The sequence below is a fragment of the Paenibacillus sp. OAE614 genome (genome assembly GCF_040546645.1).
GTDB classification, from domain to species: domain Bacteria; phylum Bacillota; class Bacilli; order Paenibacillales; family Paenibacillaceae; genus Paenibacillus_AQ; species Paenibacillus_AQ favisporus.
Genome location: NZ_JBEPOD010000001.1, coordinates 487,318 through 511,510 on the forward strand (window position 1 = coordinate 487,318; position 24,193 = coordinate 511,510).

27 protein-coding genes and 1 pseudogene are annotated in these 24,193 nt (G+C 53.3%); 18 read left to right on the forward strand and 10 right to left on the reverse strand.

All coding sequences use genetic code 11. The features are described 5' to 3' along the window. The first annotated feature begins 72 nt into the window (after positions 1–72). From ABIE48_RS02630 to ABIE48_RS02640, 3 genes are read left to right on the forward strand one after another with little or no spacing between them, the layout of a single operon-like run. Positions 73–528, forward strand: coding sequence for a hypothetical protein (locus ABIE48_RS02630; protein WP_192716404.1), 456 nt, complete (start codon positions 73–75; stop codon positions 526–528). A 15-nt stretch (positions 529–543) separates the two neighbouring features. Beyond that, a complete protein-coding gene (locus ABIE48_RS02635) occupies positions 544–984 on the forward strand; it encodes a hypothetical protein (RefSeq protein ID WP_145025669.1) in 441 nt (146 codons plus the stop codon). Between the two features lie 56 nt (positions 985–1,040). Beyond that, the gene (locus tag ABIE48_RS02640; RefSeq protein ID WP_192716405.1) at positions 1,041–1,517 is read left to right on the forward strand and encodes an SRPBCC family protein; all 477 of its coding nucleotides are present in this window, start codon (positions 1,041–1,043) and stop codon (positions 1,515–1,517) included. 51 nt (positions 1,518–1,568) lie between these two features. Here ABIE48_RS02640 and ABIE48_RS02645 read toward each other — a convergent pair whose 3' ends face one another. Further along, positions 1,569–2,486: an aldo/keto reductase gene (locus ABIE48_RS02645; RefSeq protein ID WP_076173321.1), complete on the reverse strand. Its 918-nt coding sequence runs from the start codon at positions 2,484–2,486 to the stop codon at positions 1,569–1,571. 285 nt (positions 2,487–2,771) lie between these two features. Here ABIE48_RS02645 and ABIE48_RS02650 point away from each other — a divergent pair, with 285 nt between their 5' ends. The 4 genes from ABIE48_RS02650 to ABIE48_RS02665 all read left to right on the forward strand — a co-directional run bounded on the left by ABIE48_RS02650 (position 2,772) and on the right by ABIE48_RS02665 (position 4,829). Then, positions 2,772–2,978, forward strand: coding sequence for a hypothetical protein (locus tag ABIE48_RS02650; RefSeq protein WP_260869411.1), 207 nt, complete (start codon positions 2,772–2,774; stop codon positions 2,976–2,978). Positions 2,979–3,005: 27 nt separating this feature from the next. Continuing rightward, positions 3,006–3,305, forward strand: a complete 300-nt coding sequence (locus ABIE48_RS02655; protein ID WP_260869410.1) for a GNAT family N-acetyltransferase — start codon at positions 3,006–3,008, stop codon at positions 3,303–3,305. 158 nt (positions 3,306–3,463) lie between these two features. Then, positions 3,464–4,204, forward strand: a complete 741-nt coding sequence (locus tag ABIE48_RS02660; RefSeq protein ID WP_354518256.1) for a hypothetical protein — start codon at positions 3,464–3,466, stop codon at positions 4,202–4,204. 160 nt (positions 4,205–4,364) lie between these two features. Further along, complete coding sequence (locus ABIE48_RS02665; protein ID WP_354518258.1) at positions 4,365–4,829, forward strand: peptidase M56; 465 nt, start codon at positions 4,365–4,367, stop codon at positions 4,827–4,829. 165 nt (positions 4,830–4,994) lie between these two features. On the opposite strand, the gene ABIE48_RS02670 is transcribed toward ABIE48_RS02665, so the two are convergent. Then, entirely contained in the window at positions 4,995–5,342 is a 348-nt protein-coding gene (locus ABIE48_RS02670; protein ID WP_145025663.1) for a winged helix-turn-helix transcriptional regulator, read from the reverse strand. Between the two features lie 191 nt (positions 5,343–5,533). On the opposite strand from ABIE48_RS02670, the gene ABIE48_RS02675 reads away from it, so the two are divergent. The 5 genes from ABIE48_RS02675 (at position 5,534) to ABIE48_RS02695 (ending at position 9,634) form a co-directional block, all read left to right on the forward strand. Beyond that, entirely contained in the window at positions 5,534–6,472 is a 939-nt protein-coding gene (locus tag ABIE48_RS02675; RefSeq protein ID WP_192716634.1) for an alpha/beta fold hydrolase, read from the forward strand. Next, complete coding sequence (locus tag ABIE48_RS02680; protein WP_152400625.1) at positions 6,469–6,984, forward strand: dihydrofolate reductase family protein; 516 nt, start codon at positions 6,469–6,471, stop codon at positions 6,982–6,984. The genes ABIE48_RS02675 and ABIE48_RS02680 overlap by 4 nt, the downstream gene beginning before the upstream one ends. 294 nt (positions 6,985–7,278) lie before the next feature. Beyond that, entirely contained in the window at positions 7,279–7,845 is a 567-nt protein-coding gene (locus tag ABIE48_RS02685) for a histidine phosphatase family protein (RefSeq protein ID WP_192716407.1), read from the forward strand. A 47-nt stretch (positions 7,846–7,892) separates the two neighbouring features. After that, complete coding sequence (locus tag ABIE48_RS02690) at positions 7,893–8,642, forward strand: protein-L-isoaspartate O-methyltransferase family protein (RefSeq protein WP_192716408.1); 750 nt, start codon at positions 7,893–7,895, stop codon at positions 8,640–8,642. A gap of 23 nt (positions 8,643–8,665) precedes the next feature. Further along, positions 8,666–9,634, forward strand: coding sequence for a phosphotransferase family protein (locus tag ABIE48_RS02695; protein WP_192716409.1), 969 nt, complete (start codon positions 8,666–8,668; stop codon positions 9,632–9,634). Positions 9,635–9,694: 60 nt separating this feature from the next. On the opposite strand, the gene ABIE48_RS02700 is transcribed toward ABIE48_RS02695, so the two are convergent. Next, positions 9,695–10,276 carry a TetR/AcrR family transcriptional regulator gene (locus tag ABIE48_RS02700; protein ID WP_192716410.1) on the reverse strand — a complete coding sequence of 194 codons (582 nt, stop codon included), beginning with the start codon at positions 10,274–10,276 and terminating at the stop codon, positions 9,695–9,697. A gap of 300 nt (positions 10,277–10,576) precedes the next feature. Between ABIE48_RS02700 and ABIE48_RS02705 the strand changes: the two genes are divergently transcribed. Beyond that, complete coding sequence (locus ABIE48_RS02705; protein WP_192716635.1) at positions 10,577–11,809, forward strand: MFS transporter; 1,233 nt, start codon at positions 10,577–10,579, stop codon at positions 11,807–11,809. 22 nt (positions 11,810–11,831) lie between these two features. Here the strand turns inward: ABIE48_RS02705 and ABIE48_RS02710 are convergent, their stop codons facing one another. The 3 genes from ABIE48_RS02710 to ABIE48_RS02720 form a co-directional block, all read right to left on the reverse strand. Beyond that, positions 11,832–12,638, reverse strand: coding sequence for a hypothetical protein (locus ABIE48_RS02710; RefSeq protein WP_192716411.1), 807 nt, complete (start codon positions 12,636–12,638; stop codon positions 11,832–11,834). Between the two features lie 76 nt (positions 12,639–12,714). Further along, a complete protein-coding gene (locus tag ABIE48_RS02715; protein ID WP_354518262.1) occupies positions 12,715–13,461 on the reverse strand; it encodes a DUF2730 family protein in 747 nt (248 codons plus the stop codon). 31 nt (positions 13,462–13,492) lie between these two features. Beyond that, a complete protein-coding gene (locus tag ABIE48_RS02720) occupies positions 13,493–14,800 on the reverse strand; it encodes an SPFH domain-containing protein (RefSeq protein ID WP_192716413.1) in 1,308 nt (435 codons plus the stop codon). Positions 14,801–15,000: 200 nt separating this feature from the next. Here ABIE48_RS02720 and ABIE48_RS02725 point away from each other — a divergent pair, with 200 nt between their 5' ends. Then, positions 15,001–15,495, forward strand: coding sequence for a cysteine hydrolase family protein (locus ABIE48_RS02725; protein WP_192716414.1), 495 nt, complete (start codon positions 15,001–15,003; stop codon positions 15,493–15,495). Between the two features lie 81 nt (positions 15,496–15,576). Here ABIE48_RS02725 and ABIE48_RS02730 read toward each other — a convergent pair whose 3' ends face one another. Next, positions 15,577–16,824: an MFS transporter gene (locus ABIE48_RS02730; RefSeq protein WP_192716415.1), complete on the reverse strand. Its 1,248-nt coding sequence runs from the start codon at positions 16,822–16,824 to the stop codon at positions 15,577–15,579. Positions 16,825–16,921: 97 nt separating this feature from the next. On the opposite strand from ABIE48_RS02730, the gene pdxR reads away from it, so the two are divergent. Beyond that, positions 16,922–18,343 (forward strand): MocR-like pyridoxine biosynthesis transcription factor PdxR, encoded by a 1,422-nt coding sequence (pdxR, locus tag ABIE48_RS02735; protein ID WP_145025647.1) that lies wholly within the window; start codon positions 16,922–16,924, stop codon positions 18,341–18,343. A gap of 85 nt (positions 18,344–18,428) precedes the next feature. Here the strand turns inward: pdxR and ABIE48_RS02740 are convergent, their stop codons facing one another. Continuing rightward, on the reverse strand, positions 18,429–19,088 hold the full coding sequence (locus ABIE48_RS02740) for a peroxiredoxin-like family protein (protein WP_145025645.1): 660 nt from the start codon (positions 19,086–19,088) through the stop codon (positions 18,429–18,431). Between the two features lie 108 nt (positions 19,089–19,196). Further along, complete coding sequence (locus tag ABIE48_RS02745; RefSeq protein ID WP_145026391.1) at positions 19,197–20,165, reverse strand: helix-turn-helix transcriptional regulator; 969 nt, start codon at positions 20,163–20,165, stop codon at positions 19,197–19,199. 128 nt (positions 20,166–20,293) lie between these two features. Between ABIE48_RS02745 and ABIE48_RS02750 the strand changes: the two genes are divergently transcribed. Continuing rightward, on the forward strand, positions 20,294–21,214 hold the full coding sequence (locus tag ABIE48_RS02750) for an aminoglycoside phosphotransferase family protein (protein ID WP_145025643.1): 921 nt from the start codon (positions 20,294–20,296) through the stop codon (positions 21,212–21,214). 76 nt (positions 21,215–21,290) lie between these two features. Beyond that, a complete protein-coding gene (locus ABIE48_RS02755; RefSeq protein ID WP_145025641.1) occupies positions 21,291–22,058 on the forward strand; it encodes an AAA family ATPase in 768 nt (255 codons plus the stop codon). 53 nt (positions 22,059–22,111) lie between these two features. Here the strand turns inward: ABIE48_RS02755 and ABIE48_RS02760 are convergent. Then, positions 22,112–23,345, reverse strand: a pseudogene (locus tag ABIE48_RS02760) (cytochrome P450). Between the two features lie 227 nt (positions 23,346–23,572). On the opposite strand from ABIE48_RS02760, the gene ABIE48_RS02765 reads away from it, so the two are divergent. Further along, positions 23,573–24,094 carry a PadR family transcriptional regulator gene (locus tag ABIE48_RS02765; protein WP_145025637.1) on the forward strand — a complete coding sequence of 174 codons (522 nt, stop codon included), beginning with the start codon at positions 23,573–23,575 and terminating at the stop codon, positions 24,092–24,094. Positions 24,095–24,193 lie beyond the last annotated feature (99 nt).

Here is a 24,193-nt window from a genome sequence, read left to right on the forward strand (position 1 = left end):
AGTAGCATAGTAGTAAAGAACGAAAGAGCCTGTCTTTGGGCAGAACCATCTTGTAACCGTTAGGAGAGCAGCATGAAGCTAATGCCTGAATACGCCCACAATATTATCGTTGGTGTGGTTTTTCGAAACCAGTGGAGCTGGTACATAACGGAGAGGGAATACTGGTTTTTGAATGTGGAAATGGAAGACCGCTTCGGTATTGAAGTGCTGGATGAAACCACGGCAGCGGAATTTTTTCGTCTTATCGCGGACTTTCGGGTGTCTTCAACGGAGCTCTCTCAAATGCTCGTAGATTTGCAGGGCTCTTTTCAGCATCAAGACGAGGTTCTCGAGTTTGTTCCAGCGCTTTACGTCCATTTCGATGATCGCGTGCTGTATTCGCTGTTCCCGGAACCGATGTCCTTCGAGCATTATGTCCCCGAGGGATGGGTTGGGGAATATCGTGATTTTTTGGAACTGGTGCCGGAAGCGGAACGGTATTGGATGATCCAGGGGAAGAACTTTTTTAGCACGATGTCGCAGCGGTAAGCAAGGGAGGGGCTTTTGATATACATTTTAGAGGAACCCCGCGGCAGAGCTTATGAGGGTTTGATCTCGATGGCATTCCGTGTGTGCGATGAATTCATTCTAGTCAAAAGGGATCAACTAACGCTAACTCCTGCAATGGAGGCGCTGGCCGAACGATTAAAGCCTTACGTCAAAACGGTCAAGAAGCAGGACGCTTGGCCGGGAACTCAACTGTTTGGGCATTATGCCGACGTATTTTATTTTGATTGCCAGCCGCCATTGGAGAAGCTGATTTTGGAGTCCGCTGATGGCCTGTATGACTGGGTGTGGCCCAATTTATTGGAGGATTTATGTTTTTTTAAAGGCAGTCAGCCTTGGCTCGTTAATATCGCCCATGAGCATGAAGCGTGGATCAAGACGGATGACCGGGAGGAAATTTTGCAATTTAGAGGGATCGAAGGATTGATGCTGTACTAGCTTTTAGGAATTCAGTTCAGTACACTATTTTAAACCATCAAGACAGGATGAACGGTATGTCGACGATACGAGAAGAAATGATGATATATGCCCCGATCGACGTCTGCTTTGACGCCTCCCGAAATGTGGATGACCACTCCCGAACGGTCTGGCCTCACACCCATGAGCGGGTCGTCGCGGGAAGGATGAGCGGTTTGCTCGAAGCCGGAGACACGGTGGTGTTCGAAGCAAGGCACTTTGGGATTCGGCAGCGGCTGACCTCGAAGGTGGCCGAGATGGATAAGCCCTATTCTTTTACCGACGAGATGCAAAAGGGGGCCTTTCGCCATTTGACTCACCGCCATGAATTTGAGGAGATTGCCGGAGGAACGCTGGTCAGGGACATTCTCGATTTCAGCGCTCCGTTCGGATGGGTCGGGCGGGTGTTCGATGCGCTCGTGTTGGAAAAATATATGAGGTCCTTTATCCGCTACCGCCAGCGGACGCTCAAGGCACTCATCGAAAACGAAAACAGCCCCAAGTCGTCGACTTGAGGCTGCTTCTGTTTTGCCGTCTGTACATACGAGCGGCCGTTATGCAATGATTTATGGCAAAATGTTACCGGCTGCGCGGTAAATTTCGTACCATTCTTCGCGGGTCAAGGTCACATCGCTTGCTTTGATGCAGTCCTGAAGACGCTCAAGGTTCATCGTGCCGATGACCGGCTGCATGTTGGCCGGATGGCGGAGGAGCCACGCAATAGCGATGGTCGTATTGGTTACGCCGTATTTACCGGCAATTTCGTCGATCTTCTTGTTCAATTCCGGGAATTTGTCGTTTCCAAGGAACACGCCTTCGAAGAAGCCGTATTGGAAAGGCGACCAAGGCTGAACCGTAATGTCGTTCAGTCTGCAGAAATCCAGGACGCTGCCGTCACGATTCACGGCCGATTCATTTTCCATGTTCACGTTAATGCCGGCGGAAATCATAGTGGCGTTCGTGATGCTGAGCTGCAGCTGGTTGGCTACAATCGGCTGCTTCACGAATTTTTTCAGCAGTTGGATTTGCATCGGGTTCTGGTTGGATACGCCGAAATGGCGCACTTTGCCGGAGGATTCCAGCTGCTCGAACGCTTCAGCAACCTCTTCGGGTTCAACCAATGCATCCGGGCGGTGCAGCAGCAGAACATCCAGGTAATCGGTTTTCAGTCTTTTCAGAATCCCGTCTACCGAATTCAGGATATGCTCCTTGGAAAAGTCGAACATGCCCTGACGGATTCCGCATTTGGATTGAAGAATAATTTGCTCACGGACGTCGCTGTTCATATGGATGGCGTCTGCGAAAATTTCCTCGCATGTACCGCCGCCATAGATATCGGCATGGTCAAAGAAATTAGCCCCTTGCTCCAGTGCCGTTTGTACGAAACGCTCCGCTTCGTTTTTGTCCAGGGAGTTGATGCGCATGCAGCCTACTGCAACTACAGGTACTTCCAAGCTGCTGCTGCCAAGCTTAATCGTTTTCATGAATCCTGTCCTCCGTATTCATATGGGTTTGGATGTTTCGACTCCAACACGAAAGTTCCGGCTTCCTGCTGAAGTTTCCTCTAGTAAGCGTGATCTAGTGATGAATAGTTTTGCAGACAGTCCCCTGTTTATAATGACACTGCGTGTGGCAGGATTCAAGTCTTTTTATGAGGAAAATAGCAGATTATGAGTTTATGGCGGGAAACTGGAGGTGGGAAGAGAGCATAGGAGGAATTTTTTTTGAATTGTGGAATATTCACATAGCCACAGAAAGGGGTTATTACCGTGAATATCACTTTTGAGTCTGTTAAACAGGAAGTTGAGGAGCTTGTACAGTTCCTTACATCAGACAGCTGGCCTTATCATGGAGTTGAGAACCCTTCTGAAGCGGATATCAGAAAGGCTTATGAAAATGGCGCCTATCACAATGAGAATACTCGAACGTTCTGGATCATTGATCAAGGCGGGCATCAGAAAATCGGGTTGATATGATTGCTCGACGTCTCTGATCCGATTGTTATGTTCGATTTGAGAATCCGAGGCAAGTATCGGGGCAAGGGTATCGGAAAGTCAGCTTTGAGGTGGATCGTCTCGCACGTGTTTTCTGAATATCCGGAAGCGATCCGCATTGAAGGACATACCAGAGTGGATAACACGGCTATGCGTGCTCTGTTTGCTAAATCGTTGTTCGTATTGGAAGCGTATCATCGTAAATCTTGGAGACAAGCCGGGCTATTATTTGACTCCGTTGGTTACGCGGTGATTAGGGTAGACTGGGAGAACAATCAGGTTACACCCATTCCCTGGTCGATTAAATAATTGATGGAATCCAATTTATTTCGTTAGCAATTACGCTAAAGGAAAACGATAGCTTAATAAAGACAGTTGAAGGCAGCCCACTCGTCTGGGGCTGTCGCCTAACCGCCCCTAACTGAATACATCTGAAGTATAAGATGATTCAGGAGAGGATGTTGGCCTTGCAAGCTGTTCCTTATGATCTCCTTCAAGGATGGATCGCCTACACGTCGGACCGCGGTGGAACGTTCGACATTTGGCTTTACCGACCGCAGGACGGTCTTAATTTTCAACTCACGATAGGGCTTGGTGCGGAATTTTCGGTTCCCTATTGGTCTCCGGACAGCAGGAGAATCGCTTTCATCGGCATTGGCAACGTGGTTCACCTGCTGGATACTGTCACGCTTGCCGTCGCAAGAATCGACCAAATCGAACCCTACACGCTGCTGGACTGGTCCCCGGACAGCCGTTTTCTCGCGTATGTCAAAAACGGGCGAATCGTTATCTATGATACTTTCTCCCATAGAAGCTATACCATCCCGGAGGAGGGCGCCAGCGATGTCCAGTGGTTTCCTTCAGGTACGGAGCTTCTGTTCGCGGCTCCGGATACCAACGGCATCACCCAGCTCTTCCGCATCCGGACTGATGGGGCAGATCGGAGACAAATCACGCAAAATACGGACGGACCGCTACATGACGTTCGGCTTTCTCCGGACGGAGCCTTTGCTCTTTATACGTTCCCCGGTGTCAGTATCTCCATCATTTCGACGGTGGATCTGGCTAGCGGCACCATCTACAGGCTGGAGGGCGGACCGCTTGCCAAAAACTTTTTACCGACTTGGTCCCCGGACTCCCGGAGCATCGCCTATAGCGCAACCGCTTATAAGGAGCCAAACTATTATTTCTCTCATCCAAATCGATAGCTGTACCGGTCAGAATCAAAGAACGTTGGCAGTTTCCGACTGTTTTGCCGCTCCCGTAGGCTGGTCGCCGGACGGCGGCAAAATCGCCTATTTATCTGGATGTGCAGGTGTAGAAGGCGCAAGTCAGATCTGGATAGTCGATATTAGGGGGACGATACCGGTGAAAGTCCTCAGCGGCGGCCGGATTACTGCTTTGCAGTGGTCTCCTCGCGTCAAAAGGGTTCCGGAAAATATCTACACAAGCTCCGTGTACCGGGTAACCTTTCCGTATCCCGCAACCTGGCGCCGGGTCAGCGAAGAGAGATACGAAGGGCCGGACGGTTTCTTTCAGGTATCTGCAATTTCAGCGGGCGACAGCATTGCCGATGTATGCAGCTCCGAAGCTTTTCATCCATTGATGCCTTACGGCTCTTCTCCTCGGATTGTCATGCAGATGATACAAAACAGAGAGGCCTGCTTCATTTTTCCTTCGGCCGACCAACCTGCGGAAATGAATAAACAGGCCGCCCTTATCGTGAGGTACCCCCGCCCTATCCAAATCGGGGAAACGTTCTACAATTATTTTATCCTGTGGGCCGACGTCAACCACATCCGTCAAATTGGCGGGCAGCTGTCGTTCCTTTAGCCATTTGAGGAATAAATGAACAATCGACCGCATTAGCCTCTGTATTCACGGATGAAGACGCAATGAATTATTGACTTATCTTATCCGGGCACCTTGAGTTTACGCGTTTGCAGATACCTACTTTAATATCCGGACCCCTTTCCATTTGGAAGGGGGTTTGTGTTTTTAGGCCTTGGCTTCCTGTAGCTCCGCTGTGTGCGTCGTTGGACAGGGCTGCTCGGCCCACTCCCGCATGGCGGCAAAGATCGGCTGAAGGCGCCGGCCTTTATCCGTAAGCTCATATTCTACATGCAGCGGCACTTCTGAAAAAATGGTCCGCGTGACGATGTGATTCTCCTCCAGGAGGCGCAGCCGGTCGGTCAGCGTTTTCGGGCTGATGGGATGCAGGGACCGTCGCAGCTCCCCGAAACGATTTAACCCGTTAAACAGGTCGCGCAGAATCAGGAGCGTCCATTTTCCCTCCAGCAGTTCGATGACCGGGGTAATCGTATCCGGGCATTTGGGATCGATCATGACTAAACCCTCCTAGTTCATTTTTTGAAACTAGTGCACTTAAATGTAACTACTTTTCAAATGTACCACAGTCGACTAATCTTAGGAAAGGGAACGGATTCCATAAAATTCCGTTCACGACCCATAATCGATTATCGGGCTTGCTGGATCCAAGTCTTGGAATAAACTTGTATGAAGATAGGTGACATATGATGCAAAGACCTTTTGAGGTAGACGCTTCGGAATATCCGTTTCAGGATCGTTGGCTGCCCTACCAGGACGGTGCGGTTCATTATATCGATGAAGGCGAGGGGCCGGTTGTCGTGCTCCTGCACGGCAACCCCACATGGTCCTATTTGTACCGGAATGTGATTAAAGAGCTGAGCGGCCAGTGCCGGCTGATCGCGCCGGATTATCCCGCCTTCGGGATGTCGAAGGCCCCTACGGGCTATGGATTTACTCCCCAGGAGCATGCGGAAGCAGTGACGGCACTGATCGAGCAGCTGGATCTGCGAAATGTAGTCCTCGTCGTTCAGGATTGGGGCGGACCGGTTGGACTCCATTATGCAGTGCATCACCATGACAACGTACGCGGCATCGTCCTCATGAATACATGGGCATGGCAGGCCAAGATCTTGCCGATGAAGCTGTTTTCGATGGCCATGGGAGGCTGGCCGCTCGGATACTGGCTTCAGACCCGGCGGAACTTTTTTGCCCATACGATTGTGCCCGGCGGCATTCACCATAAGGAGAAGGTCACGGCAGCCTTGCGGAAGGCGTATACCGATCCTTTTCCTACCCCGGCGCTTCGCAAACCGACCTGGGTGTTCCCCAGAAGCATTCGCAAAGCCGGACCTTGGCTGGCTGAAATTGAATCCAGACAGCCTCTGCTGGCGGAGATTCCTGCGCAAATTTTGTGGGGACTGAAGGACAGTGCCGGTTTTCCGGTAGAGGAAATGCAGCGCTGGCAGGGCATTTTGCGAATGCACGAAACGGAAGCTTTGAGCGATGCATCCCATTATGTGCAGGAGGACCGCCCGGACCGGGTGGCGGCGTCGATCCGCAGAGTACTGGAAAGAACAAATGGCGCAGGGAAGCGGCCGAACACGATTAAATTTACAGAGACGAAATCGAGGAGGATATCCATATGAAAACGATTCTTTGGGCGGCGCTGTCCGCCAACGGAAACTATGCGCAGTCGGGGCCTGACAACCCGCCGAAGCCGGAAGCTCTGGCCGATTTTGCGGCCCATGCCGGCCGATCGGGGAACTTTATCGTGGGGCGCAGAACCTTTGAGGGGATGCAGGCCGGCGGCGGCGGAGCGGCCTTTGAAGGGCTAGATATCGTGGTTGTCACCAAGCGTGTCAAGGAGATCGCAGGCGTGACGGTCGTGAGCTCTCCCGAAGAAGCACTGCAGTATCTCGCGAGCCGGGGGCATTCCACCGCGCTTTTGGCGGGAGGGGCCGAGTTGCATAATGCTTTTCTGGGAAGCGGGCTTGTCGACGAGCTGGTGTTCAATGTAGCTCCGGTGCTGGAAGGAAAAGGGCTGAACCTGGTCACGGACCAACATGAATATCAATTTAAAGATGTGGAGCTGCTGGATTGCAAACCGCTGGGATCCGGTGTGGTGCAGCTGCATTATGCGGTCACGGGTTCATTATAGATGCAGTGTAAGTGTAAAAATAAGCGGACGATAAGGAAAGCTTCTTCCTGATGCATAGGGAGGAAGCTTTCTCTTTTTGCAGTGACGATAGTGATGCAGGGACATTTTACGTACTTGCCTCTACATCTATTTCAATTTCTTTAGTGCATTCTCTATTTATAAGCAGTTTTTGTTTAAAAATGGTGAGTCTGCGGCCTAAAATCCATGCTAAAATAGATCCACATCACAACGGACATCGAAGAACGAAATATAAGTGTAAGCTCATATCCTTTTTTTAGAATCGGGGGAATCAGAGTGGAAGCCGTATTTGTCCGTCATGGGCACGGGGAGCATTTGCTGGATTATCCTAACCAGCTGAACATGCTGCATCCCGGGTTAACGCTGTATGGAGAGTCACAGGTGAATGAGCTGCGGGGGCGTTTATTGCTGAACGGTAATGAGCAGGTTGTCGTCAGCCCGACTAAACGTACCATCGAAACGGCGAGGATCTTACTGTCAGACGGTCCTTTTGTGATCTCTCCGCTGGCAGGGCCGCGCATGTTCCCGCAAGATCCTTCGTATTCGCCCTTCGTCTGCGATCAAATCTATTCGAAGGACGAGATTCGCGAGACGGTTCCAGATGCCGTGATCGTGGATTTTGGCTTGGACCTTTGGGAAGAAGGGATCAACCGTATTGGACAGGAAGCCTTCGAGACCTATGGGAGGCAGCTGCTGGATTGGTGCAAGGCACAGGCGGAACGTGTTATCATCGTTTCCCATGACGGGACGATTACGAATTATCGCGTGCTCCTTGGCGAACAGGGGCTGACCCGGAAGGACTTTCTGGGAGAAGCGGGCGTATACCAGGCGAAGTATGAATAAATCAGCAGAATTACTCACCTGAAAAAATTCATGTGGGAGGAATAAGGATGAATCCCAATCATCTTATCGAGTTGGATGGCTTACATGTATCACCGTCTATCCTAAATGCGTTTGAGCAGGTCGACGGTGCCGAGTTTCTCTTCCACCAGGACGGTTCCCGGGTCATTCAAAGCACCAATCCTCGTTTTATGGCGGAAATGCTTGAGTGTCTTCAGGTTCAGAAGGGACAGCGCGTTCTTGAAATCGGAACCGGAAGCGGATTCAATGCGGCACTAATCTCCAACTTGATCGGACCGGAAGGGGCATTGCATACGGTCGAGGTGGATCCGTCTGTTGCCAAACGGGCAAAGGCGAAGCTGGACAGTTCGGGAATCAGAAATGTAAAAGTCATCTGCGGTGACGGGTTTTACGGATATCATCAGTCAATTCCATACGATAGAATTATAGCGGCAGCGAAGCCGCCGTTTCTTCCGCAGCCTTGGATCGATCAGCTAGGTATAGGCGGAATATTGGTTACGCCGCTCGATCTTGAGGCGCTTGGTGACGCCTACGTGGTTGCTTTTAACAAAGTGTCGGAGCATTTATTAGTCAGTCTTATTCTTATGAAAGGCAATTTCATGAGGATGGCGCCATCCGTTGAGCAGCTTGTTCTAAAGTCAGGCAAGCCGAATGTGGTCGAAATCGACTTCGACATAGATCGTTTACAAATCAGGGTTCGTCGGAATCCGGACCGAAAAAATACATGGACGGACCAAGCGAGCTTTGACGCATGGGACTTCGAATACATCGGTTTGTAAACAAGCCGAAGGGGGAGTTTTTAATGTACAACCTGAGCCAATTCGTTCTGCCGAACGGAACGCTGAGCGGAGAGGGGCTGTGGAAGCGGGAGGCCTTGTACCAAGGCATGAACGGCAAATTCGTGGAACGGTTCTACCTGGATCGGCAGCACAGCTACATTTTCAAGCCGCTGACCAACGGGGAGAGCGTGGACCGGGAAGCCTGGATTTACCGGCATGTGCTGTCCGGCTTTCCGGACATTTACCCGGCGCTGCTCGCCTCTTCGGAGGAAGGAGCCGGTGAGGAGGGATGGTCGATTTTTGAAGACCTTGGCCCCCTTCGCCATGAGTACGATGTAGAAACCGCCATGAAAGTGGTACAGCAGATCGCCTGGTGGCATGCGCTGCCGGAGGAGCGCCGGGAGGGTTTGAGCGGGTCGGGGCCTAAGCCGCAGATTGAGCAGATCGCCGCCGATCTCATGAACAGACGGGATGAGGCCGTGGCGGTTATGAACGAAATCGGCGAGCCCTGGGAGCTGGACGGCATGATACTCAGCTTTGCGGAGGGCCGGGCACTCCCGAAAATAAAGGTGGTATCCCACGGGGACCTGCATTTGGGCAATTATGCCGTTGCGGCTGACGGCCGCTTGTACATCATGGATTGGGAGCATGCCCACCTGAATACCCCGTTCTGGGACCTGTATCATCTCATCGACATGTCGCACCCTTTGTTTCCGAAACAGGTGACCGCTGAAGATCGGGAAAAGCTCCTGACCTATTACGTAGCTCAGTCGGCGCTGTATGGCGCGGAGTGGGACCTTGGCGATTTTATCCGCGATTACTGCCGCTTCTCGACCGTGTTTTCCATTTGGATGCTGCTCCTGATTTCAGGCGACTTGAAACGGGGAGACAGCGTCTGGCCGCAGGAACGGCTGCTGACACAAAAGGAAGAAGCGATCGCCGGCTTAAAAGGATGCCTGACGAGCCTATCGCTCGAGCGGGACTCGGCTTAATCTGCTGCTCCAAGGCTTTCCCCCTGAGCACAACACAACTGCCGGTTCCGTTCATGCACCTTATTGAATCAAGGTAAGAATCACCTCAACCGAATGATCGACAAAGGAACGCTCCGGGCGGGCTTTCATCATCACCGTCAGACCGATCAAGGAGACGACCAGGGTCTGTGCCAGGGACTTGGCGTCCACACCGGTGTGCAGCTCGCCTGAACGGACCCCGCGTTCGATCGCCTCCTGAAAAATCGCCGCCAAATACATCTCATGCTCCCGTGTCAAAACCTCAAATTTTTCATCATGCGGAGCCATCTCCACCATCGTATTAATGCAGAAGCATCCGCGATTCTGCGGGTCAGCATAAGACTCCTCGACAATCCCCGCAAAATAACGTCTGAAGGCTTCCTTAACGGATTCGCCGTGCAGAAGCACGGATCTGGCCTGTGCCGCATGCGCGGCGGTATATTTCCGCAGAGCCGCTTCAAACAGCTCCTTCTTATCCCCGAACGCGGAGTAAATACTTGGGCGCTGAATGCCCATTCCCGCCGTCAGATCGCTTAAGGACGTTGCCTCATAGCCTTTACTCCAAAATATATGCATGGCGTCTTCCAGCGCCTGATCCACATCGAATTCACGCTGCCTAACCATTTTCGGCACCTCATTTCATATCGATCGGTATGTTTAGAGTGTAGGATATTCCTCTCCTTCTGTCAATTCGATCAGCCAAGATCAGTGATCGGACTAGCGTATAAATATTTTGCGTAATCCGTTAAATTCAGGCCCATTAACAAATTCGATCCACGAACCTCTTGACAGCACTTTGCTCGGGAAGGTAAGGTAAGCACAAATCATTATGTACCGATTGGTATGTTATGATAATTGAAAGATCGGGAGGGGTTCGTTGTGAACAACCTGCAGGAAACCGAATCGATGGTAACCGGAGAAAGGATGGGGGAGGAAAAGGAAAAAAAGGCCGCCGTTCCAACCGCCGCAACGGCTGCATCCGTGCAGCCGATAACCCGCTGGACCGCGCTGCTGTTTGCTGCGGCGTGCGGTTTGGCGGTCGCCAACGTCTATTACGCCCAGCCGCTGCTGGATTCTTTGGCGGCGCAGTTCGGGATTTCGCATTCGTCGGTCGGGATGGTCATTACCGTTACGCAGATTTGCTATGCCATAGGTTTGATTCTGCTCGTTCCGCTGGGAGATTTGTTGAACCGCCGCAGGTTAATTCCAGGCATGATGCTGATATCCGTGGCTGCACTGGTGGTCGTAGGTACGGCGTCTAACCGGGGATTTCTGCTTGGAGGGATGGCTGTCGTCGGGCTCGTGGCCGTGGTCACGCAGGTGCTGGTTGCTTATGCCGCGACGCTGGCGGCCCCCGAATCACGGGGGCGGGTCGTCGGCGTAGTAACGAGTGGGGTGGTCATCGGGATTCTACTGGCCCGAACATTCGCCGGTCTGCTAACGGATGCCGCCGGCTGGCGCTCCGTCTACCTGGCGTCTGCGGGTCTGATGCTGATCGTGGCCTGCATTCTGCTTAAGGTACTGCCGGGGAAGGATCCGGAGAAGACTTCGCTGAAGTATCCTCAGCTGCTTCGGTCGGTGCTGGACCTGTTCGTGCAGGAGCGGATCCTGCGTGTTCGCGCCATGCTGGCGCTGCTGATTTTTATGGCGTTCAGCATATTGTGGACCTCGCTGGTGCTGCCGCTCAGCAGCCCGCCGCTCGCCCTGTCGCACAGCGCCATCGGAGCGTTCGGACTCGCCGGGGCCGCCGGAGCGGTCGCAGCGGCAAGAGCCGGCCGGCTGGCCGACCGGGGGATGGGACAGCGTACCACAGGTGTCGCCTTGGCGCTGCTGCTCGTTTCATGGCTTCCGATCCGATATACGGAGCACTCGCTGCTGTCCTTGATCCTGGGCATCCTACTGCTCGATATGGCGGTACAGGCCGTCCATGTGACGAACCAGAGCATGATTCTGAGCGTACGCCCGGAAGCCCGCAGCCGATTGACTGCGGCTTACATGACGTTTTACTCGATCGGCAGCGCCACGGGTTCCATAGCCTCGACAAGCATTTATGCCCGATTCGGCTGGGACGGGGTGTGCATGCTCGGGGCAGGCGTCAGTGCGTTTGCGCTTTTATTCTGGGCCTGGACCCGGAGAAGCGGGGAAAAGGAAGGGTGAGGTCGTACTAAGCACCAAGCGGTTAGGCACAAACGACATTGCCGCAATACTCGCATTCTTTTTCCCGCTCCGCGCCCAGAAATACCCTTGCCCCGCAGCCTGGGCATTCGACGGTTTTCGGAGAGGAGGACTGACCGGAAACGGGGGACTGAAATCCCGAAGGCCGACCATGACCGTTTTCATCAGAGGCAGAGTCCTCTTCATCATACTCGTCATCGTACTCGTCGTCGTACTCTTCATCATTTTCTTCATCGTACTCGTCATCGTATTCTTCTTCATACTCTCCGCTAAGATAATCCTCAAGGGCCTGTTGTTGAATGTAGACGGTTCCGTTGATGATTCTGCCTTCCGGGAGGAGCCCTTCCTCAAACATAAACGTCAAATCCCGGGTGACATCGGCGGGGGATGTCTGTGAAAGGCTGCGAATCTGCTCAACGGAGGTCAGGCGCATGCTTACAACGGTTTCCTGATAGACCTGAAGCAGGGAGCCGAATTTTTTATCGAGCCTATGGCCGACCAGGAAAAAGATCAGGGTAGGAAGAAACCAATATATCGCCAGAACAATCCCTGAGGTCAAATAATCAATCTGCTCCTCCTCTCCAAACGTATCGTAGGTCAAATAGAGAATGATCATGATGGAGATATAGGAAAAGACCATAGCCCATCCCAATAGCCGTAAGTTTCTGCCTTTGGCTTTGTTATGATGGTGGGTCGATGCCAAGCGGATGAAGGCGAGCAGTCCGCCGACGGGAAATACGAGCAGGGTGAGGATTATAATCCACGTGTCAAATGTCGAAAATCTAACTTTATATGGAACCGGGATCTCCATATGATAGTCTCCTTTATGCATGATGTTATTTATGTATATAGAATGATCTAAAGAAATGGTTAAACTTTAGATCAATCTATGAAGAACCAGCTTTTGCTTGAAGTAACTGCGAATTTCTTTCTCGTGCTGTACGCTCGATGTCATGGATTAGGAGTAAAGCTTCATTGGCTAATTGTTCACGCTGGTCCGGCACGGCGGTAGCGATCAGGCTCACCTGATCCTCCAGCAGCGATATTTTCTGCAGAAGCAGCTGCTCCACTTCGTATAAGGCCGGAACCGAATTGGGGTCGCTGTACCGGAGCGTATCCTCCAGGCCGCGGATTTGCTCTTGAACATGACCGAGCCGGGTCTGCTCCGGCAGTGATTGAAGCTTCTGACGGATGGTCACCAGCCGATTTACCGTATCCCTTCCTTTGCTCCAGTTGCGGTGATCCCGCCGCTCCTGCCTGGCAGCATAGGTTCCGGACAGTTCCACCGTCCCCGTGAGGATGATGAATCCGATCAAGGTGAGAATCTGGCTCCATACATAAGAGGTGACGGAGAGCGTGGTCCAAAGACTGAACAACAAAATCTCCAGCAGCACCGCCCCGGCGTACAGTCCAGCTGCTATACCGGAGCCAATGTAAAAGGGAGCAGGCATTCCTGGACCCTGACGGCGGTTAAGCATGCGATATACAAACCGAAGAACAGCTGCTGCCGCGCAGCCCGCTCCGGCACCGGATATCCAGGACCGGCTCTCGGCCCAGCCGCCGCTCCACCCAAACCCGATGAAGACAATCAAGGGAATGAGGATGACAGCGGTAAAAAACCAGCTTTTATGCATCAGTGTGGTTCCCCTTCCTTTGGCCTCGTTATCAGGTTTGGGCATGGCCGCATTCCATGCAGAATTTCTGTCCTTGCTGTACCTCCGCCTGACAGTTCGAGCATTTCAGGATGCTGCTGGTTCCGCAGCCCGAGCAGAAGCGGGCCTTCGGGTCCATCCATTCCCCGCACTCGCGGCACAGCTTCGGCAGCAGGGTTCCGCAGCTGCTGCAGTTCACCGATCCGATCTTGAAGTCATAGCCGCACGCAGGGCAGGCGTTGTACGGATCGCCGCAGTTCAGGCAAAACTTGGCGTTCGGCGGAAGCGGTTGTCCGCAATCGCTGCAGACGATTTTTTTCGCCGGGATGCCGGCTGCTCCTAACGTCAAACTCTGGCCGCAGGCAGAGCAAAATTTCGAATCGGCGGCGTTCAGCTGCCCGCATGTCACACAGGCTTTTTGCTTAACGTCCATATCGCTAGTGGTTTGAACCTTCACATTTCCGGCCATTTGCTGGACGGCGTCGTACATCGATCCTGCCATGCCCAACCCCATGCCGAGTCCGCTGCCGACGATGCCGGCGGTGCTGCCCGGATTTTTGGCGGCGCTTTCGAGCGTATCGTAGGAACGTTCCTGTTGATAGGTGAAGCCGATAATGTCCATTTCCGCTTTTTTGGCCAGTGCTTCCTTAATGCGCTGCGTAGACGGATCATTTTCCGGAAAATTAATCGAATCGATAAAGAAATTCACAAGGGATATGCCCATTTCCTCAAAAGACGGTGCGATCGTGTCCCGGACATGCTTGGAAATTTCGGCGGCGTAGGCGTTAATTTCAACCACGCTGATTTTTTTATGGATAATGTAAGAGGAAATCATTTCGTTAATGTTCGAGGTCAGAACCCCGCGGTAGTATTTTACGAGTGTATCTTGATCGAACGATGGAAGCGTGCCGACCAATTTCAGCAGAAACTTGCGTGCATCTTCAATCTCCACCCCAAATTGGCCGAAGGCTCTGAGCGATACAATAATGTTAAACTTCGGATCCTGCAGTTGGATGGGAGATGCGGTTCCCCACTTCACATCCAGCGACCGGAGTTTATTCACAAACCATACCTCTGCGGTAAACGGCGATTTGCCGCCGAATGGCAGATTAATGAGGTTGGAGAGGATCGGAATATTCGCCGTGCTCAAGGTGTGGCGTCCTGCCACGAAGGAATCGAGAGCCCTGCCGCCTTTAAATAATATTGCTTCCTGCGTTTCATGAACGATCAACTGGGTCCAGGTCCCGAGCTCCTGGTTCGGGTAGCGCCAGGCGAACACCCCTGGTGGTCCTTCGTATTCCACTACTTCAATGATAGCCATTTGCTGCACTCCTTTACTGACACGGTTCGCCTTCATCCCATAACATTCCATGGAAAAAGGTACTAATTGACTACTATTGTATACGATATTAGCCCTATTTGAGGGTCGAAATTTGGAAAAAACATGTTCGAACAAGGAAATTTTGCATAGAAATTCGAATTGTATTTTATATGAGGTAAACAAGTTGAGGAGGAATCCATTTGAAACTGGGTCTGCTGGTCATCGATATGCAGAAGCATCTGCTGAACGGGTACGTGGATCAACAAACGATTGACGGGGCCTGCGAGTATATCAATTATACCGCCGGTCTGCTGCGCTCGAAGGGTCATCCGGTCATCCATATAAAAGATGTGGAGGGCGCGGAGGACGTCAATGACGACGGAATCGGATTTATCCCGGGGATTCAGATGGAGCCCGGCGATACGGTGGTTCATAAAACCTATTCCAATGCGTTTTGGAAAACGGAACTGGAATCTATCCTTGCGGAAAAGGGCGTCGATCTGCTGGTGGTGTCCGGTTTTGCCGCGGAATACTGTGTCCTGTTCACCTATAACGGTGCGCTGGAAAGAGGGTTCAAGGCAGCTATCCTGCAAAGGGGTATTGTGAGCACGAAGCAGGGCGCGGTGCAGGACATTTACCGTGATCGGCATCTCATTTCGTATCCTGTCATCGAGGCACTGGTGGAACTGGGCTAGGCCGGAAAAAATCAAACGAAGACCCGCATGAAGGGAGGCGATCCCCGCTGCGGGTCTTTTGGTTTCCATTCAGGCGGTTTCCTATTCGGAGAGATCCACCCTCTTTGCAGGAGGCGCTGGCTTGGAACCTGCCTTTTTTTGTGCTTGAAAAGGAGCTACGAACCATTGAACGACGATGAGCGCCACCGTTACTCCCATCAAGCCGTAAATGGCAAACGAAAATGGACCTGCGGCATCATGGATGAGGCCGATGAGAAAAGGTCCGGCGGCCCCGATCAAATAACCGGCGGATTGCGTCATGGCGGCCCATGATGCGGCTTCATGGCTGGTTGCGGCTGCGTCCATCGGGAGGAGCAGGCCCAGCGCAAATAAAGTTCCGCTGGCCAGGCCGATCACGGCCGCGGCCAGCCAGGGCAGAGGCGAGAACAGCAGGATCAGACCGGCCAGCTGCGTAATCGAGGATACCCATAGCCACAGCAGGCGGGAAGGGTAGCGCCTCAGCAGCCGCTGCAGGATCGTACCGGCCGGAATCTGCGTGATGGCAAAGATGGTGAGCATGACGGCTGCTTCCGACGAAGTGTACCCCAGGCTTTGCATCACGGGCGGCAGCCAGGCGAGGAGGGAATAGAAGCAGGATGCCATAAGGCCGAAGTGCAGGGTGAGCAGCCATGCTTTAGGATTCCGCCAAGGCAGGCTGGCGGCAGGGCCTTCGCTAACCTTTCGCGGACCGGAACGGCTCCCCCGGTGCAGGGTCCACCAGACGGCGGCTCCGGCCGCCCCGAGTGCCGACCATACGGCTAAGGCGGCTTGCCACGATTGGGAGTCCGCCTGCAAGGGGAGGGACAAGCTCGAAGCGAGCGCAGCCCCAAGAGACAAGCCGGCCGAGTAGACGGCGATCATCGCAGGAACGCTGCTTGGAAAATGCTGCTTAATAAATCCGGACAACAGGGGACCCATGGCTGCAATGCCAAGCCCGGCAATCAGGGCGGTCAGCAGCAATACGCCGGCCGAGTGCACGAACAGCCGCAGGACCGTTCCGAATCCGATAAGGATGAGGGACCAGCGAATCACGCGTTCAGTTCCCACCCGTCCGGCCAGCTTGGCCGAGACGGGGGATAACAATCCCATGCACAGCACAGGGATGGATGTCAGCAGGCTTGCCGTTGCGGACGACATGCCCAGGTCGTCCCGGATGAGTGCGAGCAGCGGGGATACCGAGCTGATGGCAGGGCGCAAGTTCAAAGCGGCCAGAAAGAGAGCGGCGGTCATGAGGCCGCCATGGGTTGGTTTTGGAGACCGATACATAGGCGTCACCTTCCTTCCATTCATTGCAAAATCCATCCTACCATGCTAGATTGGCTGTAATAAGCACCACTCTGGAGTGATTTTGAACATACCAATTTGAAAAGGAAGGGAGTGAGCCGTATTGGCACAGGACCCTACAGGCGTGCAGGCAGCAGACACCAAAACGAGACAAATCTACTCCTTGCTCAGAGAGCGGATCTTCCAGGGACAATATTTCGCGGGTATGCGCCTGCCGTCGAGCCGGGAGCTGGCGCAGGAGCTCGGCGTGTCACGCACGTTGGTCGTCAGCGTATATGAGCAGCTGGTAGCGGAGGGGTATTTGGAAGGGCGGCTCGGATCGGGGACGTATGTGGTCGATTTGGAGAACAGGAAGCCTGCAAGATTCGAGAAGTCGGACCAGAGCTTTCATTTCTCCCGGAAACAGCCTGATGACGGTTATGGTTTCGATGGAGTCGATTTCCGGCCGAGCTTTCCGTCGATGGAGCATGTTCCGCGCAAAAAGTGGCGCGAGGTCGCCTATAAGGTATACGACCAGCTGGACGACCGGGAATACGGATATGCCGGTCCCGCGGGGCACTGGGGGCTGCGCCTGCAGATATGCGAAATGCTGCTCAATACGAAGGGCATCCTATGCGATCCCGAACAGGTCGTCGTTACGGCCGGTGCGACGCAGGCGATCACGCTGGTGTGCAAGCTGCTGCTTCCGCCGGGAGAGACGGTCATCTCGGAGGACCCGACATCCACGTTTATCCATGGGATTTTTCAGACGGCCGGCGCGGACATCGTGCCGGTTCCGGTGGATGCCCATGGGCTGCGGGTTCAGGATATTCCCGGCCAGGCCCGCCCCCATCTTGTTTTTGTCACGCCGTCGCATCAGTTTCCATTCGGCAGCATCTTATCCATCGGGCGGCGGATGGAACTGCTGGAGTATGCGCGTAATACCGGTTGCTACATTATTGAGGATGATTATGACAGCGAGTTTCGTTATGCAGGCATGCCGGTCCATGCGTTAAGGGAGCTGGATGCGGAGCGGGTGATCTACATCGGCACCTTTAGCAAAAATCTGTTCCCGGCGCTTCGCATCGGCTATATGGTTCTGCCTCAGGACTTGGTTGCGCCCATAGAAGGGATCAAGCGGCTTATGGATATGCATACGCCTACGTTGGATCAGGCCATCCTGGCGCGGTTTATCGCGGATCAGCATTTACAGCGCCATGTCACCCGCATGAAGCGGGTATACAGCCGGAGAAGAAAGCTGCTGATCCGCAGTCTGAGCGAAACGTTCGGGAACCGGATTCTGGTGAGCGGCGACGCCGCGGGACTGCATTTGATCGCAGAATTTTCTGGGCATATTTTTGACGAGGAACGGGTCCAAGCATTGGCGGAAGGGGGTGTCCGGGTCTATCCGGCCGAAAAGTATGCCATCGTGAAAGGGAGGTTCGAGGACCGGCTGATTATGGGATTCGGCGATGTAGCCGAGCCGCAGATTCCAGAGGGAGTCCGGCGGATAGCAGAGGTGCTGAGGGAACTGGGAGAACAATGAAACAGCCCGAGAATGACCCTATAGGTCGTTCCGGGCTGTTTTTTGTACAGCGTGAGCGTCTCTAATCTCGCCGGAAAGGCTTCCGTTAGATGCTTTCCGCGAACTGCACCACTTCCTCCGGCTCAGCCCGCGTCCGGTAATCCGGGTCTACGCTGGCATAACGGATCACGCCCTGCGAATCGATGACGTAAGTGGCGGGCACGGGAAGCTCCCACGAATCGTCACCGTTGAATTGGTCCAGGGGAAAACCGAGGGAACGGTACACCTGCTGCACGTCTTCTGCCAGACGGAAGGTCAGCCGGTATTTCTCCGCCACCTTGTTGTGCAGGTCGCTTAGAACATGATAACCGAGTCCGTTTTTTTCCTGCATGGACAAGGAGTGATCCGGCGTTTGGGGACTAATGGCCAGCAGCCGGGCTCCAGCCTCATGAATACGGTCCAGAAGCCGCTGGTAGGCCCTTAATTCCAAATTGCAGAACGGGCACCATGCTCCGCGGTAAAAGGTCAGAATGACCGGACCATGCGCGAATTCTTCAGATAACGTAACGGGGTCACCTGTCTGATTGCTTAACGTAAAATCGGGTGCGTCATCTCCAACCATCAGGCCGCGTGCGGCACCGGATGTGCGTAAGTCCTCGACGGAGCGCTCGAACGCTTCGGTAACGGCTGCGGGCAGCACTTCCAGTCCGTGCCGGGTTGTGGCCGCCAGTTCGTCATTCAGCTTCCATTGGGGTGAATCGGACATATCTTCACTCTCCCTTGTAGGATATGCGCTCATCATATCGTGGCCGGGGAATGAAGCACTACCAGTAGAAGGAGCCGGATGCTGGTTGGCGGGATTTTTTTGTGAGCGTTACGATTTCCTGATCAGCGTACCCGGGTTCATGCCGTACTTCCCGCGGAACGCCTCGGCAAAATAACTGGGATTGGAATAACCGACCGACACGGATACGTCGATAACGCTGGCATCAGGCTCTTGAAGCAGGCGGTATGCCGTTTCCAGCCGAGCCTCCCTCAGATAGCCGAACACGGTGCTGCCGTACCGGTCCTTAAAGCCGGTCTTCAGCTTGAATTCGTTCAGGTCGATGAGGCGGGAGAGCTCCGATAAGGATGGCGGGTGGCTCATTCGATCCAGTATGATTTCCCTCGCCCGTTCCAGCTTGGACAGATCCGTTCTGGACAGGCCGGAGGGCCTCTTTTCCTTGCCCAAAAGCATCGAACGGAACGCGTGGGACAGCAGCTCCAAAATTCGGCACTCCATTTCTAAGCTCAGCGAATCCGGTCGGGCAGAGGCTTCCATCATCTGCTGCAGGAGGTAGGCCGAAGCAGGATCATAGGCTTCCTGGAACACCCGATATGGCAGCGTTCCGATAATCTGATGAAAATCCAAGGCCCGGGTGCCCTCGCCATTTTCCATGAAATGATGGAAGGCGGTGACGGGAATGGCGATGCTCATCATTTGAAACGGCTGATTTTTGGAAAAAGGCATGCGGGCTTCCGCCGGGTTGGCAAACTGGAGGCTCCAGCTGCCCGGCTTCATCTCGAACTCCCTGCCGGACACCTCAACCCTCCGGTAGCCTTGAACACAGCAGCTCAGCTCGACCATCGGCACCCTTGTGTGCAGGGCTACAGTATAGTCATCGTTCAAACGAAAATCGACTGCCGCCACCCCTAGATCCTGCCGGGGAGCCAGTCGCTGCACCGTTCCTTCTCCCATCCATGAATGAAGGCTCATGCGTTCGTACCGGCGTCCTGATGAACCATGCATCTGCAATCCGTCAAAGAACTGCCTAAAATTGTGGTGAACGTCAGGCAATGCCATTTCCTTTGCACCCATTTCCTGTATATTTGTGATACCATTATACGGCTATAGCGTTGGGATCTCTATATGGTGGATGGTGCGGAGAAGAGGAGAACAACGTGATAACGGATGGACGGAGGGGGAGAGGGATGGAACCGATCGAGGAGCGGATTCGGAAGTTACTTGCCGAAATCAGGGAGCAAGTTGAGTATGGCCGGGCTGAGCCACTTGAGAAGGGATTTTCGGACGCGCGGAAATTTGTGTTGTATCAGGCGGATACCCCGGTGTACCTGCTGCGGATACATGAAGGAAGCACGTATGCCAGACAGCGGATGGAGTTCGAGCTGCTCCGAAAGCACGAAGCGAATCAGGTCCGCTGCTCCAAGCCGCTGGTGGCGGGCCTGGCTGGGCATCTTGACCTCTGCTATTTGCTGCTGTCCTACATCCCTGGCGTTAGTGGGGATGAAGTTTTGCCCGGATTAGCGCCGGAAGCTCAACTTCAGCAGGGGGCGGCAGCCGGAAGAGAATTAAGAAAGATCCATCAGGTCACTCCTGAGGTCCCTATAAACTGGGCGGCCCGGCGTGCAGAAAAATACAGGCAGAAAAGGGAGAAGGTGCGGGAAATGGACCTTCGTTTTCATCGGCAGAACGAATTGGAGAGCTACATAGACGATCACCTGGAGCTGCTTGAAAAGAGTCCGGTAACCTTCCAGCATGACGATTTTCACCCGTCCAACCTGATCTTTCAACATGGGTGCCTTGCCGGTGTGATCGACTTTGGCCGGTTTGACTGGGGAGACCCCTGGGAGGAATTTTTCAAACTGCCGAAATATACTTGCCAGGTCAGCCCGTATTTTGCCAAGGGCCAGGTCCACGGATATTTCCAAGATGGCATTCCGGATGACCTTTGGCCGAAATACAACCTGTTCGTGGCGCTGAACCAGCACGCGACCTTGATCGGGGGCATCCAACATGATAGAGTTCAGGAAACGCTGGAAAAGATCGAGCGGACGATCAACACGCATGACTTTCAAAACGGAGGGCACCCGGCATGGTACCGCCTGCAATAAGGAGGACGGGGCGGGCCTCTACGTCAAGGAAGGATTTAAACATATGATTTTCTGATGGAAAGGAGCAGATCGATTCATGCTGGATGCACGTTCATTATATTTGCGGAGCGTGATGCTGAGGAGAGAGGAAGTGCCGTCCTTTCGTGCGTATCCCTTCAGCCTGCCGGCTGTCCATGACTTTCATAGCTTGTCGTTTCAGCAGCCGGTGACGTTTATCGTCGGCGAAAACGGATCGGGCAAGTCCACCCTGCTGGAAGGGATGGCGGTCGCCTGGGGATTTAATCCCGAAGGAGGCACGATTAATTTCTCCTTTGAGACGATGTCCTCCCACTCGGATTTGCATCGGTACATGCGGCTCGTGCGCGGCGTCGTCCGGCCGAAGGACGGTTTTTTCTTCCGGGCGGAGAGCTATTATAATGTGGCGACGAATATCGACCAGTTGGATGCGGATATGGACGTGCCTCAACCATTCATCAGAGATTCCTATGGAGGCAAGTCGCTGCATGAGCAGTCCCATGGGGAGAGCTTCTTTGCGACGTTTATGAATCGGTTTGGGGGAAGGGGCCTGTACCTGATGGACGAGCCGGAGGCCGCACTCTCTCCCTTGAAGCAGCTGTCCATGCTGTCGCGGATCCACCAGTTAGTGAAAAAGCGGTCGCAATTCATTATCGCCACGCATTCGCCGATCCTGATGTCGTATCCCCATGCTGAAATTTGGCTGCTGGACGATCAAGGCATGCGCCCGGTGAAGCTGGAGGATACGGACCATTACGTGATCACCCGAAAAATGATGGAGAGCCCGGGGCAGATGCTGGACATTTTGCTGGAGGAAGATCCTGAATAGAAGATAACAAAAGCCGCCCCCGATTACCGGAAGCGGCTTTTCATATACCAATCTTAAGCCCGCTTGACCTGCACAGGAAGGCTTACCAGCCCTTGGCCGGCGGCAGAAGGTGTCAAATTCTCTTCCAGCTGGAAGCCGGGAACCGGCTCGATCATCTCAAAGTAATCCATGAACAGCTTCAGCCCGATATTCGCCTCGAGGCGTGCCAGTGGCGCACCCATGCAGAAATGCGGCCCATTCCCGAAGGTCAGATGCTTTTTGTTGTTGGGGCGGTGAATATTCACGGTGAAGGGGTCCTCAAACACCTGTTCATCCATGTTGGCGGCGCTCATCCAGGCGACGACGACATCGCCTTTTTTCAAATCGACGCCGAGCACGTTGTTATCCTGCTTGACGGTACGGTCCATTTTGGAAATATTGAAGCGGTAACGCAGCATTTCCTCCACGGTGTTTGGAACCAGCTCCCGGTTCGCCCGGACTTCCCCGTAGATCTGATCGTTATCGTACAGGAACGAGTAGAACGAGTTGGCGAGCAGATGGCTTGTCGTTTCTACGCCAGCACCCAGCAGGAACATCGTGGTGCGGACGATCTCGTCATCCGTGAACCGTTCTCCTTCCACATCAGCCTGGATCAAATCGGAAATAATGTCATCGCCGAGCTGGGATCTTTTCTTAACAATATAAGGAAAAAGGTAAGTATAGTACTCTGTGGCAGCCTTGCGCTTCAATTCGCCGATTTGGGCTGCCTTGTCTTTGTTATACGGAAGAAACAAGGTGTCTACCCACTCTTTGAACAGCAGGCGGTCTTTGGAGGGCACCCCAAGCAGATCCGCCATCACAATGACGGGCAATGCGCCGGTAAAATCCTTGACCACGTCGATGACCGGAGCATCCCCCATCTCATCTAGCAGCTGGCGGACGACCTCGTGAATCCGCGGCTCCCACAGCTTCAGGCTTCGCGGTGTAAAAGCGGCGGACAGCAGGGAACGGCGTTTCCGGTGCTCCGGCGGATCGGCATTGATCGTGTTGATTTTGTCGTTTCCCCGGCCTTCGTCATTGTCGGCGCCGACGCTGATCGTCGTCCGCGTTCTCACGCTGGAGAAATACTCATAGTCGCTGAGCACCCCGTTTGACATCGTCGTAGCGGAATACGTTCCAGGTATTCGTGGCTTCGTTGTAGCTGATCGGCTCGTTCTGCAGCTTGTCCCGGTACCAATCGTACGGGTTGAATTCTTCGGATCGTGATCGGAACTGGGTGATATCGGCCAAAGCAATGATTTCTTGCATTCCATTCCCTCCCGTGTTGAAGAATAGTAGGTGACTTCATGCTTAAAATATCATATGTTAATTTAACATATTGGCCGAAGGGGAGCCACTGCCCAACGCCCCATGACTTTGGGTGCAGTGGGAAATGCAGAGTTTGTCGGAATTCGTTGAAGAACCATATCCGAATTGGTATGCTATTAAATACATAAACCCGGACAGCAGTCAATTCAGACGAGAGGGCAGGATCTATGTATATCGACTTACTCATTTTAATCCAGATTGAAAAATCCCCCAAACACGGGTACGAAATCAAAAAAGAGATCCAAAAAGACCTCGGCTATTTGATGGATGTGAATCATAACCTGCTGTACCCGGCGCTGCGCCGATTTACGTCGGAAGGGGCCATTATCCGAAAGCGTAATGAGCAGGAAGGCCGGCCCAGCCAGTACGTGTACGAAATTACCGATGTGGGCAGGGCAAAAATCGCCGAGCTGATCAACGCTTTTACCGAAAAGGACGCCAAGCATGAAATTGAGTTCATGATCCGGGTATCCCTGTTTGACCGTATTTCCCGTGAGAATCGGCTGAGGATTCTGGAAATGCGCAAAAAGGACCTCGAATCCCTCTTGGCTGGCATTCAGCAGCGCCAGGAAGGAAGCGTGGCTCATGACCTGTTCCTGAATGAGGTTCTTCAGCAAACGATATCCCGGGTTGTAGGGGAGATCCGCTGGATCGACGAGCTGATTCGTAAGACGATGAGTGATGAATGAAGAAATTATAGGACATACCTTGGGGAAGATCAGAGGCCACAATTGGGGCAGGGAAGATATCCTGATAACTTTAGATTATTTGGTAAAAAAGGTGGGGGC

Excerpts from the sequence above, each read along its gene's own strand:
- ABIE48_RS02700 (WP_192716410.1), bottom strand. The coding sequence starts at position 10,276 with ATGGTTAGGCAGCGTGAATTCGATGTGGATCAGGCGCTGGAAGACGCC.
- ABIE48_RS02750 (WP_145025643.1), top strand. The coding sequence starts at position 20,294 with ATGGAACCGATCGAGGAGCGGATTCGGAAGTTACTTGCCGAAATCAGG.
- ABIE48_RS02675 (WP_192716634.1), top strand. The coding sequence starts at position 5,534 with ATGCAAAGACCTTTTGAGGTAGACGCTTCGGAATATCCGTTTCAGGAT.
- ABIE48_RS02645 (WP_076173321.1), bottom strand. The coding sequence starts at position 2,486 with ATGAAAACGATTAAGCTTGGCAGCAGCAGCTTGGAAGTACCTGTAGTT.
- ABIE48_RS02740 (WP_145025645.1), bottom strand. The coding sequence starts at position 19,088 with ATGTCCGATTCACCCCAATGGAAGCTGAATGACGAACTGGCGGCCACA.
- ABIE48_RS02640 (WP_192716405.1), top strand. The coding sequence starts at position 1,041 with ATGTCGACGATACGAGAAGAAATGATGATATATGCCCCGATCGACGTC.
- ABIE48_RS02715 (WP_354518262.1), bottom strand. The coding sequence starts at position 13,461 with ATGCATAAAAGCTGGTTTTTTACCGCTGTCATCCTCATTCCCTTGATT.
- ABIE48_RS02755 (WP_145025641.1), top strand. The coding sequence starts at position 21,291 with ATGCTGGATGCACGTTCATTATATTTGCGGAGCGTGATGCTGAGGAGA.
- ABIE48_RS02680 (WP_152400625.1), top strand. The coding sequence starts at position 6,469 with ATGAAAACGATTCTTTGGGCGGCGCTGTCCGCCAACGGAAACTATGCG.
- ABIE48_RS02745 (WP_145026391.1), bottom strand. The coding sequence starts at position 20,165 with ATGGCATTGCCTGACGTTCACCACAATTTTAGGCAGTTCTTTGACGGA.
- ABIE48_RS02655 (WP_260869410.1), top strand. The coding sequence starts at position 3,006 with ATGTTCGATTTGAGAATCCGAGGCAAGTATCGGGGCAAGGGTATCGGA.
- ABIE48_RS02670 (WP_145025663.1), bottom strand. The coding sequence starts at position 5,342 with ATGATCGATCCCAAATGCCCGGATACGATTACCCCGGTCATCGAACTG.
- ABIE48_RS02695 (WP_192716409.1), top strand. The coding sequence starts at position 8,666 with ATGTACAACCTGAGCCAATTCGTTCTGCCGAACGGAACGCTGAGCGGA.
- ABIE48_RS02720 (WP_192716413.1), bottom strand. The coding sequence starts at position 14,800 with ATGGCTATCATTGAAGTAGTGGAATACGAAGGACCACCAGGGGTGTTC.
- ABIE48_RS02710 (WP_192716411.1), bottom strand. The coding sequence starts at position 12,638 with ATGGAGATCCCGGTTCCATATAAAGTTAGATTTTCGACATTTGACACG.
- ABIE48_RS02765 (WP_145025637.1), top strand. The coding sequence starts at position 23,573 with ATGTATATCGACTTACTCATTTTAATCCAGATTGAAAAATCCCCCAAA.
- ABIE48_RS02705 (WP_192716635.1), top strand. The coding sequence starts at position 10,577 with ATGGGGGAGGAAAAGGAAAAAAAGGCCGCCGTTCCAACCGCCGCAACG.
- ABIE48_RS02730 (WP_192716415.1), bottom strand. The coding sequence starts at position 16,824 with ATGAATGGAAGGAAGGTGACGCCTATGTATCGGTCTCCAAAACCAACC.
- ABIE48_RS02630 (WP_192716404.1), top strand. The coding sequence starts at position 73 with ATGAAGCTAATGCCTGAATACGCCCACAATATTATCGTTGGTGTGGTT.
- ABIE48_RS02690 (WP_192716408.1), top strand. The coding sequence starts at position 7,893 with ATGAATCCCAATCATCTTATCGAGTTGGATGGCTTACATGTATCACCG.